The sequence below is a fragment of the Ralstonia sp. PBBBR1 genome, from assembly GCF_002256165.1.
Classification (GTDB): domain Bacteria; phylum Pseudomonadota; class Gammaproteobacteria; order Burkholderiales; family Burkholderiaceae; genus Ralstonia; species Ralstonia thomasii.
The window spans coordinates 106,907-121,434 of record NZ_NKIL01000013.1; the positions used below are offsets into that span (position 1 = coordinate 106,907).

At 62.0% G+C, this 14,528-nt stretch carries 12 protein-coding genes; 11 read left to right on the forward strand and 1 reads right to left on the reverse strand.

Features of this window, described 5'->3' with window-relative positions; genetic code table 11:
- The first annotated feature begins 89 nt into the window (after positions 1–89).
- From CFE42_RS20830 to phoR, 11 genes are all read left to right on the forward strand, one after another.
- Positions 90–755: an RlmE family RNA methyltransferase gene (locus CFE42_RS20830; protein ID WP_004634259.1), complete on the forward strand. Its 666-nt coding sequence runs from the start codon at positions 90–92 to the stop codon at positions 753–755.
- A gap of 132 nt (positions 756–887) precedes the next feature.
- Positions 888–2,774, forward strand: coding sequence for an ATP-dependent zinc metalloprotease FtsH (gene ftsH / locus CFE42_RS20835; RefSeq protein WP_004634256.1), 1,887 nt, complete (start codon positions 888–890; stop codon positions 2,772–2,774).
- 154 nt (positions 2,775–2,928) lie between these two features.
- Positions 2,929–3,792: a dihydropteroate synthase gene (gene folP / locus CFE42_RS20840; RefSeq protein WP_152458853.1), complete on the forward strand. Its 864-nt coding sequence runs from the start codon at positions 2,929–2,931 to the stop codon at positions 3,790–3,792.
- Between the two features lie 109 nt (positions 3,793–3,901).
- Positions 3,902–5,245 carry a phosphoglucosamine mutase gene (gene glmM, locus CFE42_RS20845; protein ID WP_004634251.1) on the forward strand — a complete coding sequence of 448 codons (1,344 nt, stop codon included), beginning with the start codon at positions 3,902–3,904 and terminating at the stop codon, positions 5,243–5,245.
- Positions 5,246–5,436: 191 nt separating this feature from the next.
- Positions 5,437–6,468 (forward strand): phosphate ABC transporter substrate-binding protein PstS, encoded by a 1,032-nt coding sequence (pstS, locus tag CFE42_RS20850; protein WP_004634249.1) that lies wholly within the window; start codon positions 5,437–5,439, stop codon positions 6,466–6,468.
- 120 nt (positions 6,469–6,588) lie between these two features.
- Complete coding sequence (gene pstC, locus CFE42_RS20855) at positions 6,589–7,563, forward strand: phosphate ABC transporter permease PstC (protein ID WP_004634247.1); 975 nt, start codon at positions 6,589–6,591, stop codon at positions 7,561–7,563.
- A gap of 38 nt (positions 7,564–7,601) precedes the next feature.
- Positions 7,602–8,486, forward strand: coding sequence for a phosphate ABC transporter permease PstA (pstA, locus tag CFE42_RS20860; RefSeq protein ID WP_004634245.1), 885 nt, complete (start codon positions 7,602–7,604; stop codon positions 8,484–8,486).
- A 2-nt stretch (positions 8,487–8,488) separates the two neighbouring features.
- Positions 8,489–9,274, forward strand: a complete 786-nt coding sequence (gene pstB, locus CFE42_RS20865) for a phosphate ABC transporter ATP-binding protein PstB (RefSeq protein ID WP_024541705.1) — start codon at positions 8,489–8,491, stop codon at positions 9,272–9,274.
- Positions 9,275–9,314: 40 nt separating this feature from the next.
- Positions 9,315–10,028 carry a phosphate signaling complex protein PhoU gene (gene phoU, locus CFE42_RS20870; RefSeq protein ID WP_004634240.1) on the forward strand — a complete coding sequence of 238 codons (714 nt, stop codon included), beginning with the start codon at positions 9,315–9,317 and terminating at the stop codon, positions 10,026–10,028.
- Positions 10,029–10,052: 24 nt separating this feature from the next.
- Positions 10,053–10,766, forward strand: coding sequence for a phosphate regulon transcriptional regulator PhoB (gene phoB / locus CFE42_RS20875; protein ID WP_004634238.1), 714 nt, complete (start codon positions 10,053–10,055; stop codon positions 10,764–10,766).
- 94 nt (positions 10,767–10,860) lie between these two features.
- A complete protein-coding gene (gene phoR, locus CFE42_RS20880; RefSeq protein WP_004634237.1) occupies positions 10,861–12,189 on the forward strand; it encodes a phosphate regulon sensor histidine kinase PhoR in 1,329 nt (442 codons plus the stop codon).
- An 82-nt stretch (positions 12,190–12,271) separates the two neighbouring features.
- Here the strand turns inward: phoR and ppk1 are convergent, their stop codons facing one another.
- Positions 12,272–14,443 (reverse strand): polyphosphate kinase 1, encoded by a 2,172-nt coding sequence (ppk1, locus tag CFE42_RS20885; RefSeq protein WP_004634234.1) that lies wholly within the window; start codon positions 14,441–14,443, stop codon positions 12,272–12,274.
- Positions 14,444–14,528 lie beyond the last annotated feature (85 nt).

Genomic DNA, 14,528 nt, shown 5'->3' on the forward strand with positions numbered 1-14,528 from the left:
CAAAGAGACAAACGGCGCGTATTATCCGCCAAAACCAGTCCTGGCCGCCATGTTTGGCGCTACATTCGGGCGAAATTGCAACCAATTCGATGGCAAAGAACAAGTTTAACCAGTCGTGGCTGCACGACCATATCAACGATCCGTACGTCAAGCTGGCGCAGCGCGAAGGCTATCGCGCACGTGCCGCCTACAAGCTCAAAGAGATCGACGAGCAGGACAAGTTGATCAAGCCGGGCCAGGTCATCGTTGACCTGGGTGCCGCGCCGGGCAGTTGGAGCCAGTACGTGCGCAACAAGCTGGCGGCCTCGCCGCGTGCCAAGGATGGACGTATCGACGGCGCGATCGTCGCCATCGACATCCTGCCGATGGAAGCCATCGCCGACGTTACCTTCATCCAGGGTGACTTCCGCGAGGACGAGGTATTCCGGCAACTGGAAGAAATCGTGCTGGAAGTCAGCGGTGGCGGCAAAGTGGACCTTGTTTTGTCCGATATGGCCCCCAATCTCTCAGGTGTGGCGTCGGCAGACGCCGCGCGCATGGAGCACATCGCCGAGCTGGCAGTGGAATTTGCCATGGCGCACCTGAAACCTGAAGGCGCGCTGCTGATCAAATGTTTCCACGGCAGCGGCTATAGTCAGATCGTCGAGATGTTCAAGCGTCATTTCAAGATCGTGGCGCCGCGCAAGCCGAAAGCCTCCCGTGGCAAATCGTCCGAGACATTCTTGTTGGGCCGCCAGCTCAAGCATCCGGGCTGACGGACGATACTCAAGAAGGGGCCCCTCGGCTGGCACGGTGGTTCGTTGGTCTTGCGGGCAATCAACCCGCGGCGGTGTCCGTGCATTACAATGCCAAGCATCCCGTCAAGGCATTTCTAAAGGAGTCTCGCCTTGAATAACAACTGGTTTCAGAAGGCGGCCATCTGGCTGGTGATTGCCTTGGTGCTGTTCACCGTCTTCAAGCAGTTCGACAAGCCGCGCACCCAAGAGGGTGTGACGTACTCGCAATTCATGGACGATGCGAAGGCCGGCAAGGTCAAGCGCGTCGAGGTCCAAGGCCGTACGCTGTTGGTCACGCCCAACGAGGGCAACAAGTATTCGATCATCTCGCCGGGCGACATCTGGATGGTCGGCGACCTGATGAAGTACGGCGTGCAGGTGACCGGTAAGGCGGAAGAAGAGCAAGGTGTGCTCCTTACCGCCCTTTACTACCTCGGTCCGACGCTGCTGATCATCGTGTTCTGGTTCTACATGATGCGGCAGATGCAGGGTGGTGGGAAAGGCGGTGCCTTCTCGTTCGGCAAGTCGCGGGCGCGGTTGATTGATGAGAACAACAACAGCGTCACGTTTGCTGACGTGGCAGGCTGTGACGAATCGAAAGAAGAAGTCGTCGAACTGGTCGACTTCTTGAAAGATCCGCAGAAATTCCAGAAGCTCGGCGGGCGCATCCCGCGCGGCGTGCTGCTTGTTGGCCCTCCGGGTACTGGCAAGACGCTGCTCGCACGCGCTATTGCTGGTGAAGCCAAGGTGCCGTTCTTTAGCATTTCCGGTTCGGACTTCGTTGAAATGTTCGTCGGCGTGGGCGCGGCCCGCGTGCGCGACATGTTCGAAAACGCCAAGAAGCAGGCGCCCTGCATCGTGTTCATCGATGAAATTGATGCGGTTGGCCGCCATCGTGGCGCCGGCATGGGCGGCGGCAACGACGAGCGCGAGCAGACCCTGAACCAGATGCTGGTCGAGATGGATGGCTTCGAGGCAAACTCGGGCGTCATCGTGATCGCGGCAACCAACCGTGCAGACGTGCTCGACAAAGCGCTGCTGCGTCCGGGCCGGTTCGACCGTCAGGTCTACGTGGGTCTGCCGGATATCCGTGGTCGCGAGCAGATTCTCAAGGTGCACATGCGCAAGGTGCCGATCGGCAACGACGTCGATGCATCGGTGCTGGCGCGTGGCACGCCGGGCTTCTCGGGCGCCGATCTGGCCAACCTGGTCAACGAAGCTGCGCTGTTTGCTGCGCGCCGTAACAAGCGCGTAGTGGACATGCAGGACTTCGAAGACGCGAAGGACAAGATCTACATGGGTCCGGAACGCAAGTCGGCCGTGATTCGGGAAGAGGAGCGCCGCGCCACGGCGTACCACGAGTCGGGCCATGCCGTGGTCGCTAAGCTGCTGCCGAAGGCTGATCCGGTGCACAAGGTCACGATCATGCCGCGCGGCTGGGCTGGCGGCCTGACCTGGCAGCTGCCGGAGCACGACAAGCACTACGCCTACAAGGATACGATGCTTGAAGAGGTCGCGATTCTGTTCGGTGGCCGTGCTGCAGAAGAGGTGTTCCTGGGTGCGATGAGTACCGGCGCCTCCAACGACTTCGAGCGCGCCACCAAGATGGCCCGCGATATGGTGACGCGCTATGGCATGAGCGACGCGCTCGGCACCATGGTCTACGTCGATACGGAACAGGATGGCTTCTTCGGCCGCATGGCATCGAAGACGGTGTCCGAGGCGACGCAGCAGAAGGTGGATTCGGAAATCCGCCGCATCGTGGACGAGCAGTACGCCCTGGCCAAGGGGCTGCTGGAAGCGAATCGCGAGAAGGTGGAAGCCATGACTGCGGCGCTGCTCGAGTGGGAAACCATCGACGCCGATCAGGTCAATGACATCATGGACGGCAAGCCACCGCGCCCGCCGCGCTACGGCTCGACCGGCGGTGGCAGCACACCGCCGGGTGGCGGCACGCCGGCTGGGGTGAACCCGGGCAACGTGCCTGCCACGGCGTGATGTGTTGATGGTCCGTTAGTTTGTCGCCCGGGCGGCGACGCAAAAGAGCCGGTGCAAGCGCACCGGCTCTTTTTTTTGTTGGCGCATTCTGGCATGCCTGGCGTAGCATTCCGGTCCTGCACAGCATTTCCATCGATCTATCTTGTCCGCTTCCATTCCCACCACAACGCACTTCCAGTGCGGACGCTTCCGTTACCCACGCGATCGCCGTCCGCTCGTCATGGGCATTCTCAACGTCACGCCCGATTCGTTCTCCGATGGCGGGCGGCACGCCACGCGTGATGCAGCGTTGCGCCACGCCGAGCAGCTGATCGCCGAAGGCGTCGACATGATCGACATCGGTGGAGAGTCGAGCCGGCCGGGCGCCGAGCCGTTGAGCCTGCAAGCCGAGTTGGACCGGGTGATGCCCATCGTCGAGGCGCTACGCGAATGCGGCAAGCCGCTGTCGATCGATACCTACAAGCCCGAGGTGATGCGGGCCACGCTGGATGCGGGCGCCGATTTGATCAACGATATCTGGGGTTTTCGCCGGCCTGGCGCGATCGAGGCGGTGGCCAAGGGCAACGCGGGCCTTTGTGTCATGCATATGCAGCGCGATCCCGAAACGATGCAGGAAGCGCCCAGCTATGTAGACCTGATGGGCGAGGTGGAGGCCTTCCTGTGCACGCAGACGGAGGCGCTGATGGCTGCCGGCGTGGCGGCCGAGCGTGTCTCCCTTGATCCGGGGTTTGGTTTTGGCAAGACGCCGGATCACAACCTCACCATGCTCAATCGCTTGGCGGAGTTTCAGCGCATCGGTTTGCCGCTGCTCGCCGGTTTGTCGCGCAAATCGACGCTGGGCGCGGTGTTGGGCGGCAAACCGCCAGCCGAACGTGTGACCGTCAGTGTGGCGGCAGCGCTACTGGCGGCGGAGCGGGGCGCGTTCATCGTGCGTGTGCACGACGTGCAGCCGACCGTGGAGGCAATTCAACTCTGGTGGGCCATGCGTCATGAACGCGTAAATCCGCCAATGGCCTGATAGCCGCCCAAGCCTCACGCGGCTGGGGGTCAAGCGAACAGAGGATTGCCCGGCGATGGCCAGCGCCTTACAAACAAAGAAAGAAACATTTCTCCAGGAGAGACTCCCAATGTCCAGGAAGTATTTCGGCACCGACGGCATCCGTGGGCGTGTCGGTGAAAGCCCGATCACGCCGGATTTTGTGTTGCGCCTTGGTTATGCAGCCGGCCGTGTGTTGGCCCATGGTGGGGAAGCGCATGGTCACGGCCGTCCCACCGTGCTGATCGGCAAGGACACGCGCCTGTCGGGCTACATGCTGGAAGCCGCGTTGGAAGCAGGCTTCACAGCAGCCGGCGTGGACGTGCTGATGAGCGGGCCGCTGCCAACGCCTGGCGTGGCGTATCTCACGCGTGCGCTGCGGTTGTCGGCGGGTGTGGTGATTTCCGCTTCACATAACCCGTATTACGACAACGGTATCAAGTTCTTCTCGGCCACCGGCGACAAGCTGCCGGATGAAACCGAGCTGCAGATCGAAGCCGAACTGGAAAAGCCGATGGCGTACGCGGCCTCTGATGCGCTGGGCCGTGCCCGTCGTATCGAGGATGCCGCTGGACGCTACATCGAATTCTGCAAGAGCACATTCCCGAGCGACCTGAACCTGTTCGGTATGAAGGTCGTGCTGGACAGCGCGCATGGCGCGGCCTATCACATTGCACCGCACGTCTTCCACGAACTGGGTGCGGACGTGGTATCGATCGGCAACCAGCCGAATGGCCGCAACATCAACGACGGCTATGGCGCGACGGCGCCGGGTAAGTTGGTTGAGGCTACACGCGAGCATGGGGCTGACATTGGCCTGGCCTTCGATGGCGATGCCGACCGCCTGCAGGTGGTGGACCGCAATGGGCGCCTCTACAACGGCGACGAGCTGCTCTACGTGATGGTGCAGGCGCGCCGTGCGGCGGGCCAGACGGTGCCGGGCGCGGTCGGTACGCTCATGACCAATCTTGCCGTGGAACTCGCACTCAAGGCGCAGGGGGTCGAGTTCGTGCGCGCCAAGGTGGGCGATCGCTATGTGCTGGAAGAACTGAAGAAGAATGGTTGGCTGCTCGGCGGCGAAGGTTCGGGCCACTTGCTCTGCCTGGACAAGCACAGCACGGGCGACGGCATCATTTCGGCGCTGCAGGTGCTTGCAGCATTGCGTCGCAGCGGCCAGACGCTGGACGAGATGCTCGACGGCGTGCGCCTGTTCCCGCAAAAGCTTATCAACGTGCGGGTCGAAAAGGGTTTCGACTGGAAATCGCACGCGGGCTTGCAGGCGGCTCTCAAGACGAGCGAGGCCGAGTTGGATGGCAAGGGGCGTGTGCTGATTCGTCCGTCGGGTACGGAGCCGGTCGTGCGCGTCATGGTGGAAGCGCAGGACGCTGAGCTGGCCAACCAACATGCGGAGCGTCTTGCCGCGACGTTGCAGTAAGTTGTTGCCAGATCAAGCAAACATGTCGAAAAGCGGCCTCCGGGCCGCTTTTTTTATGCGTGGGGGTCGACTTTCCTGCCGTGCAGGCCGGCTATGAGAAGTTTTCGTGTTGTCACAGAACTGTCATTTGAGCGGCCTAAAGTTCGGATGTCAAAAATCTGTCATCGCTCAACCGCTCCTCTGGAGAACTCATGAAACTGGTCAAAACCGCAATCGCTGGCGTGGCTGCGCTGGCTTTCGCTGGTGCCGCATTCGCTGTTGACATCACTGGCGCAGGCGCAACGTTCCCGGCACCCGTCTACAACAAGTGGGCGGCCGACTACAACAAGGCGACCCAAACCAAGGTGAACTACCAAGGTATCGGTTCGTCGGGCGGCATCAAGCAGATCACCGCCAAGACCGTCGACTTCGGCGCATCGGATATGCCGCTGAAGGACGAAGAGTTGAACAAGGATGGCCTGATCCAGTTCCCGACTGTGATCGGCGGCGTGGTGCCCGTGATCAACCTGCCGGGCGTGAAGCCGGGCGAGCTGACGCTGAACGGCCAATTGCTTGGTGACATCTACCTGGGCAAGATCAAGAAGTGGAACGATCCGGCCATCGCCAAGCTGAACCCGAAGGCCAAGCTGCCGGACCAGGACATCCTGGTGGTGCGCCGTGCTGACGGTTCGGGCACTTCGTTCATCTTCACGAACTACCTGTCGAAGGTCAATGCCGAGTGGAAGAGCAAGGTCGGCGAAGGCACGACCGTGAACTGGCCGACGGGTACGGGTGGCAAGGGCAACGAAGGCGTGGCCGCTTTCGTGCAGCGTCTGGGTGGCGCAGTGGGCTACGTTGAGTACGCCTACGCCAAGCAGAACAAGATGACGTACGTGAACCTGCAGAACAAGGCGGGCGCCGTGGTGAAACCGACCGCAGAAGCCTTCAAGGCCGCAGCCGCCGGCGCCGAGTGGAGCAAGTCGTACTACCAGATCCTGACGGACGAACCGGGTAAGGACGCATGGCCGATCGCTGGTGCCACGTTCATCCTGCTGCACAAGACGCAAGCCAAGCCGGAGCAGGGCGCTGAAGTCATGAAGTTCTTCGACTGGGCCTACAAGGGTGGTGACGACGCCGCCAAGAGCCTGGACTACGTGCCGCTGCCGGACGCTGTGAAGAACCAGATCCGCGCAACGTGGAAGTCGAGCGTGAAGGATGCATCGGGCAAGGTTGTCTACAACTAGTGACCGCTGCCTGCTGCATAACGGCTCGTAACTAGATGCAGCACTAGGTGCGGGAGGTCGGTACGAATCGGCCGCCCGCATCATTTCAAAAGCTTCTTTCACGGCTGACCGGTTTCCCTCATGGCCACGCTCTCTGATTCCTCCGGCGCTTCCCGTATGCGAGCACCCAGCCGCCTCGGCGACCTGGTGTTTGGCGGTATGACCCGCCTTGCCGCAATCGTTACGCTGCTGCTGCTGGGCGGTATCATCATCTCGCTCATCATCAGCTCCTGGCCCACGATTCAGAAATTCGGCCTGTCGTTCCTGTGGAATTCGGAGTGGGATCCGCCCTCCGACATCTATGGCGCGCTGGTGCCCATCTACGGCACCCTGGTCACATCGCTGATCGCGCTCATCATTGCCGTGCCTGTGAGCTTCGGCATTGCCCTGTTCTTGACCGAGCTGTCGCCGGCCTGGCTGCGCCGACCGCTGGGTACCGCCATTGAGCTGCTCGCCGCAGTGCCATCCATCGTGTACGGCATGTGGGGGCTGCTCGTGTTTGCGCCGATTTTTGGCGAATACTTTCAAAAGCCGCTGGCCGCGACCGTCGGCAAGATCCCTGTCGTCGGGGCGCTGTTTCAGGGCGCGCCGATCGGCATCGGCCTCCTGTGTGCCGGGGTGATCCTGGCGATCATGATCATCCCGTACATCTCGGCGGTGATGCGCGACGTGTTCGAGGTCACGCCGACGCTGCTCAAGGAATCCGCCTACGGGGTGGGCTGCACGACGTGGGAAGTCATGTGGAACGTGGTGCTGCCGTACACCAAGGCGGGCGTGATCGGTGGTGTGATGCTGGGCCTGGGCCGCGCCCTCGGCGAGACCATGGCCGTGACGTTCGTGATCGGCAACACCAACCTGCTGTCCGATGTCTCGTTGTTCTCGCCGGGTAACAGCATTACCTCGGCGCTGGCCAATGAATTTGCGGAAGCGGGCCAGGGCCTGCATACCGCGGCGCTCATGGAGCTGGGCTTGATCCTGTTTGTCATCACGTTCATCGTGCTGGCGGCCTCCAAGCTGCTCCTTCTGCGCCTGCAGAAGAGCGAGGGTCAGAAGTGAACCAACACGATCTGCCTGACGCTATGAGACCCAATACCATGCGTATGCCTTCCATCCCTGCCGTCCGCGCCGACTCTGAAAAGATCAAGGCCCGCCTGCAGGCGCGCCGCCGCAACGTCAACGGGATTGCGCTGGCACTGTCGCTTGCCGCCATGGCATTCGGCCTGGTGTGGCTGGCTTGGATTCTGTGGACCACGCTCTCGCTGGGTGTGGGCGGCCTGTCGATGTCGCTCTTCACGGAGATGACGCCGGCGCCCGACACGCCGGGAGGCGGCCTCGCCAACGCCATCGCAGGTTCGTTGTTGCTGGTGGGCATGGCCACCCTGATCGGCACGCCGCTGGGCATCCTGGCCGGCATCTATCTGGCCGAGTACGGCAAGACGTCGATGCTGGCGAGCGCCACGCGTTTCATCAACGACATTCTGCTGTCGGCGCCGTCCATCGTGATCGGCCTGTTCGTGTACGCCGTCGTGGTGGCGCGCGTGCAGCACTTCTCGGGCATTGCCGGTGTGATCGCGCTGGCGCTGCTGCAGATTCCGATCGTGGTTCGCACGACCGAGAACATGCTCAACCTGGTGCCCAACGCGATGCGTGAAGCCGCCATGGCGCTCGGCACGCCCAAGTGGAAGATGATCCTGTCGATTACGCTCAAGGCGTCGTACGCCGGCGTGATTACCGGTGTGCTGCTGGCTGTGGCCCGCATTGCCGGCGAAACCGCGCCGCTGCTCTTCACCGCGCTGAACAACCAGTTCTGGAGCCTGGATCTGAATCAGCCGGTGGCCACGCTGCCGACCGTCATCTTCAAGTTTGCGATGAGCCCGTTCCCCGAATGGCAGCAATTGGCCTGGGCCGGGGTGTTCCTGATTACGCTGGGTGTGCTGGGGCTGAACGTCCTCGCGCGTGCCTTGTTCACCAAGAAATGACCATGACCGCTACGTCCCTCGAAGTGCGCACGCAAAGCCCGAAGATCGATGTTCGCGACCTGAACTTCTACTACGGCAAGTTCCACGCCCTGAAGAACATCTCGCTGCAGATTCCGGAGAAGCAGGTGACGGCCTTCATCGGCCCGTCGGGCTGCGGCAAGTCGACACTACTGCGTACGTTCAACAAGATGTACGCGCTGTATCCGGAGCAGCGTGCCGAAGGCCAGATCAACATGGACGGCGAGAACCTGCTGACCTCGCGCATGGATATCGCCCTGCTGCGCGCCAAGGTCGGCATGGTGTTCCAGAAGCCGACGCCGTTTCCGATGTCGATCTACGACAACATTGCTTTCGGCGTGAAGCTGTTCGAGCGTCTGTCGCGCTCCGAGATGGACGACCGCGTCGAATGGGCGCTGACCAAGGCCGCACTGTGGAACGAAGTGAAGGACAAGCTAAACCAGTCGGGCTACGGACTGTCGGGCGGTCAGCAGCAGCGTCTGTGCATCGCGCGCGGTATTGCCATCCGCCCCGAAGTGCTGTTGCTGGACGAGCCGTGCTCGGCGCTGGACCCGATCTCCACGGGCAAGATCGAAGAGCTGATCGCCGAGCTGAAGGACGACTACACCGTCGTCATCGTCACGCATAACATGCAACAGGCGGCGCGTTGCTCCGACTACACGGCGTACATGTACCTGGGCGAGCTGATCGAGTTCGGTGATACCGAAAAGATCTTCATCAAGCCGCAACGCAAAGAAACGGAAGACTACATTACCGGCCGCTTCGGCTGACCTGCAACAACGCTGAAGCTGAAGCGACAAGGAGAAACCGATGTCTGAAAAACATCTGTCATCGCAGTTTGACACCGACCTGACCTCGATCAGCACCAAGGTGCTGCAGATGGGCGGTCTGGTGGAAGCGCAGATTGCCCGCGCGATGCGCGCGCTGGCCAACTTCGACACCGCGATGTGTGATCAGGTGCTCGCGGTGGAGCAGGAGATCAATGCGCTCGAGATCGAGATCGACGGCGACTGCAACAACATCATTGCGCGCCGCCAGCCGACCGCCCGCGACTTGCGTCTGGTCATGGCTATCTCGAAGACCATCACCAATCTGGAGCGCGCCGGCGACGAGGCCGCGAAGATTGCGAAGCGCACCAAACGCCTCATGCAGGACCCGTCCGCACACGCGCTGAACTACGCTGGCGTCGAACGCTCGGGCGAGATGGCCGCAACCATCCTGCGCCACGCGCTCGACGCCTTCGCGCGCCTGGACATCACTGCCGCCGTATCGATCCTGCAGGAAGACAAGGCCATCGATGAGGAATTCCGCGGCTTCATGCGCGAACTCATCACGTACATGATGGAGAACCCGCGCACGATTTCGGTGGCGCTGGATCTGCTGTTCATTGCCAAGGCCATCGAACGTATCGGCGATCATGCCAAGAACATCGCCGAGTTTATTATCTACATCGTCAAGGGAACCGACGTCCGGCATGCCGGGCGCGAGGCGCTGGAGCGCGAGATCCTGGGCGAAGGCGAATAAGAAGGCAGGACTGGAGACGTGAGCATGCCGAGCAGTATTCTCGTCGTAGAAGACGAACCGGCGATCGCCGAGCTGATCGCCGTGAACCTGCAGCACGCAGGGCACTACCCGATCCGCGCGTATAACGCCGAGCAGGCGCTGTCGCTGATGAGCGACGTGTTGCCCGACCTCGTCCTGCTCGATTGGATGCTGCCGGGCAAATCGGGCGTGATGTTCGCCAAGGAGCTGCGTGCCAACGAGCGCACGCGGCAGATCCCGATCATCATGCTGACGGCCCGCAGCGAAGAGCAGGACAAGATCATGGGTCTGGACAGCGGCGCGGACGATTACGTCACCAAGCCGTTCTCGCCCAAGGAACTGCTCGCACGCATCAAAGCGGTGCTGCGCCGCCGCGCGCCGCAGCTGACCGACGACGTGGTGGCGATCAACGGCTTGAAGCTGGACCCGGCCACGCACCGCGTGACGGCCACGAACGTCGAGGCGGAAAACCCGATCAAGCTGGACCTCGGACCGACGGAGTTCCGCCTGCTGCATTTCCTGATGACGCATCCGGAGCGCGTGCACAGCCGCTCGCAGTTGCTCGACCAGGTGTGGGGCGACCACGTCTTCGTGGAAGAGCGCACGGTGGACGTGCACATCAAGCGCCTTCGCGCAGCGCTCGCTCCGGGCGGCTACAGCAACATGATCGAAACCGTGCGCGGCAGCGGCTATCGCCTCGCTCGCAATCCGGGGCAGTAACGCAATAACGCATCCGTCAGGCGAACGCGCGAGCCGGTTCTTTTTCCATCGCGCGTTCACACGCCCGTCGCGGTCCAGCGCATAAAATGCCTTCATGAACGTCTTCTGGACCCGCTTTGCCGTCTTTGCCGCCCTCATGGGCATCGTCACGGCATGCCTGTATATCTTCGTCGACCACGTCGTTGCGCTGGCGGTGCTCAGCGCCATGCTGTTGGCGATGCTCCTCTATTACACCTACCAGATCCAGCGCTTGTGGCGCGTGCTGGACTCGCCGGCCTATGGCGAGATCCCCAGCGCGCTCGGCCTGTGGGGCGAGGTCTACTACCGCCTGCACCGTTTGATGAAGGGCTGGCGCACCCAGGTGCTGCAAGTCGAACAACAGCACAGCCGCTTCATCCAGGCCATTCAGGCATCGCCCAACGGCGTGCTGATGCTTGACGGTGAAGACCAGATCGAATGGTGCAACGCGGTAGCTGAAGAGCATTTCGGCCTCTCTGCCAAGCGTGACCTGCGCCAACGCATTACCCACCTGATCCGCCGACCGGAGTTCGTGCGCTACCTGGCGCGCGGCGAGTTCGAGGAGCCGCTCACCATGCATGACGTGGGCCCGCACAAGCAAAGCATCATCTCCGCCCAGATCTTGCCGTATGGCGAAGACCGCAAGCTGCTGGTGTCTCAGGACATCACCAAGCTGGAGAACACCGAAGCGATGCGCCGCGATTTCGTGGCCAACGTCTCGCACGAGCTGAAGACACCGCTGACCGTGCTCTCGGGCTTTCTCGAGACGGTGCGCGATATCCCGCTGCCGGAAGAAGACAAGCGGCGTTATCTGGACATGATGCACACGCAGGCCATGCGCATGCAGCATCTGGTGGAAGACTTGCTGGCGCTCGCCACGCTCGAAGGCAATCCCGAGCCGCCGTCTCTGGCGCCGGTGCCGATGCAGCGCATGATGCTGCAGCTCCAGCACGATATCGAAGCGCTGTCTGCGGGCCGGCACACCGTCAGCATGACATGCGATCCGGCCGTGAGCGTGTGCGGCGCCGAGCTTGAATTGCTTTCCGCGTTCAGCAACCTGGCATCCAACGCGGTGCGCTATACGCCGGATGGCGGCACGATCCGTCTCGATTGGGGCGTGCGCGACGGGCACGCGGTGTACTCCGTCACCGACACGGGGATTGGCATTGCACCCGAGCATATCCCGCGGCTGACCGAGCGTTTCTATCGCGTGGACCGCAGCCGTTCACGCGACACCGGGGGTACCGGCCTAGGCTTGGCTATCGTCAAGCACGTGCTGTCGCGCCACGGTGGAGAGTTGCAGGTGACCAGCGAGCACGGCAAGGGCAGCACCTTCCGCGCCGTCTTCCCGCCAGAGCGCACGATCGTGCGCAGCGCCTCCGTTGCTGATGAGCGAGTCGCCTGATCGCCCGTACTTTCGATCCATTGATCCGATGAAAAACGCACGCTGGTGAGCGTGCGTTTTTGTTTGCCGGCAGGCCGGTGGATCAGCCTGCGGAGATCTCCACCGGAGCGCGCACCGGCGCCTCAGCGGCCGTTGCCGCCGCCACTGCGGCAGCCGTCTCCGCCGCCGCAGCAGCCTGCGGCGAGAAGAGGTTCAGGAGTTCCAACTGGCTGACGCGCACGTGCTTGCCGCGCGTCTGGCGCTGGACGTAGCGTCCATCCTGCTGCATGACCCACGCCGATGCGTTGTCGCGCAGATGCACCTGCAGGCTTTCCTTGATGACACGTGCCTTAAGCTTGCGATCGAGCACGGGGAAGGCTACTTCCACACGACGGAACAGGTTGCGGTCCATCCAGTCGGCGCTGGAGAGGTAGACGACTTCCTCGCCGCCGGCATGAAAGTAGTAGACGCGGTGGTGCTCCAGGAAACGCCCGACGATGGAGCGCACGCTGATGTTCTCCGACAGCCCCGGCACGCCCGGCTTGAGAGCGCACACCCCGCGCACGATCAAGTCGACCTTCACGCCCGCCCGCGACGCCTTGTACAGCTCGTCGATGATGGCCGGCTCCAGCAGTGCATTCATTTTGCCGATGATGCGCGCACGTTTGCCTGCGCGAGCGGCACGCGCTTCAGCTCGAATGTGCTCGATCAGGTTGTCGTGCATGGTGAATGGCGAGTGCCACAGATGATGCAGCTTGACCTGTGCGCCCGTGCCCGTGAGCAACTGGAACACGTGATGCACGTCTTCGCAGATCTGCTCGTTCGCCGTCATCAGGCCGAAGTCGGTGTAGAGGCGGGCGGTCTTGGGGTGGTAGTTGCCCGTGCCCAGATGCGCGTAGCGGCGCAGCCTGACGGCCTTGCCCTTGCCGGACACTTCGCGGCGCACCACCAGCAGCATCTTCGCGTGGCACTTGTGACCGACCACGCCATACACGACATGAGCGCCGGCCGATTCAAGCTGGTCCGCCCAGTTGATGTTCGTCTCTTCGTCAAAGCGCGCGAGCAGTTCGACGACGACGGTCACCTCCTTACCGTTGTGCGCAGCTTTGATGAGCGCTTCCATCACCGTGGATTCGTTGCCGGTGCGGTAGACGGTCTGCTTGATTGCGACTACGTCAGGGTCGCGCGCTGCCTGCTGCAGCAGCTCCAGCACGGGCGTGAAGCTTTCGTATGGATGGTGCAGCAGGATGTCGCCCTGGCGGATGGCGTCAAACACGTTGGAACTGTTGGCCACCTGCCTGACCGTTGCCGGCACGTGCGGCGGGTATTTCAGCACCGGTTTGTCGACCATGTCGGGCACCTGCAGCAGGCGCACCAGGTTCACAGGCCCTTTGACGCGGTAGCAGTCCGCGTCGGTCAGGCCGAACTCCTGCAGCAGTCGCACCACCAGCGCGGGCGACGTGTCGTGTGCGATTTCCAGGCGCACTGCGTCGCCGAAGTGGCGCGTAGACAGTTCACCCTGCAGCGCTTCGCGCAAGTCCGTGATTTCATCTTCCGACACAAACAGGTCGGAGTTGCGCGTCACGCGGAATTGGTAGCAGCCATGTACGTCGATCTGCGGGAACAGCTCATGCACAAAGCCCTGCATGAACGACGACAGCAGCACGAACCCATACGGGTAGCCCGACAGTTCCGGCGGCATCTGCACAAGCCGGGGCAGGGCACGCGGGGCCTGCACGATGGCCAGTTCAGCCTCACGGCCGAATGCATCCTTGCCCGACAGCTCGATGATGAAGTTCAGGCTCTTGTTGAGCACGCGTGGGAACGGGTGCGCTGGGTCAAGAGCCATCGGGGTCAGGATGGGCACCAGCTCGCGCTGGAAGAAACTCCGACACCAAGCGCGCTGGGCTTCATTCCAATTGGTGGTCATGTGGAAGAAGACGCCTTCCTTCTCCAGCAACGGCAGGATCTCCTCCTGCAACATGGCATACTGTTGCGCGACCAGTTGCCTCACCCGCTCCGAGACCACGCCAAATGCCTGCTGCACCGACAGCCCGTCGGGCGTGACCGACGAAGGGTTGTCGCGCATCTGCTCCTTCAATCCGGCAATGCGGATTTCAAAGAACTCATCGAGATTGCTCGAGACGATGCAGATGAATTTCAGCCGCTCCATCAGCGGCACACCCGGGTCGGCGGCCTGGGCGAGCACACGGGCATTGAACTCCAGGATGCCCAGTTCGCGATTGAGCAGATCGCCCGCGGGCAATGTCGACATGTTGTGTTCTGACGGATGACGATCTGGCCACTTTTTCATAGTTCAGTGTCAAATTTGTGACACATTGGATTTGTCACGTTCGGGA

Bases quoted from the DNA above. Each gene is read 5' to 3' on its own strand.
- phoR (WP_004634237.1), top strand. From the start codon at position 10,861: ATGAACGTCTTCTGGACCCGCTTTGCCGTCTTTGCCGCCCTCATGGGC.
- CFE42_RS20830 (WP_004634259.1), top strand. From the start codon at position 90: ATGGCAAAGAACAAGTTTAACCAGTCGTGGCTGCACGACCATATCAAC.
- phoB (WP_004634238.1), top strand. From the start codon at position 10,053: ATGCCGAGCAGTATTCTCGTCGTAGAAGACGAACCGGCGATCGCCGAG.
- pstA (WP_004634245.1), top strand. From the start codon at position 7,602: ATGCGTATGCCTTCCATCCCTGCCGTCCGCGCCGACTCTGAAAAGATC.
- pstS (WP_004634249.1), top strand. From the start codon at position 5,437: ATGAAACTGGTCAAAACCGCAATCGCTGGCGTGGCTGCGCTGGCTTTC.
- ppk1 (WP_004634234.1), bottom strand. From the start codon at position 14,443: ATGTCGACATTGCCCGCGGGCGATCTGCTCAATCGCGAACTGGGCATC.
- pstC (WP_004634247.1), top strand. From the start codon at position 6,589: ATGGCCACGCTCTCTGATTCCTCCGGCGCTTCCCGTATGCGAGCACCC.
- pstB (WP_024541705.1), top strand. From the start codon at position 8,489: ATGACCGCTACGTCCCTCGAAGTGCGCACGCAAAGCCCGAAGATCGAT.
- phoU (WP_004634240.1), top strand. From the start codon at position 9,315: ATGTCTGAAAAACATCTGTCATCGCAGTTTGACACCGACCTGACCTCG.
- glmM (WP_004634251.1), top strand. From the start codon at position 3,902: ATGTCCAGGAAGTATTTCGGCACCGACGGCATCCGTGGGCGTGTCGGT.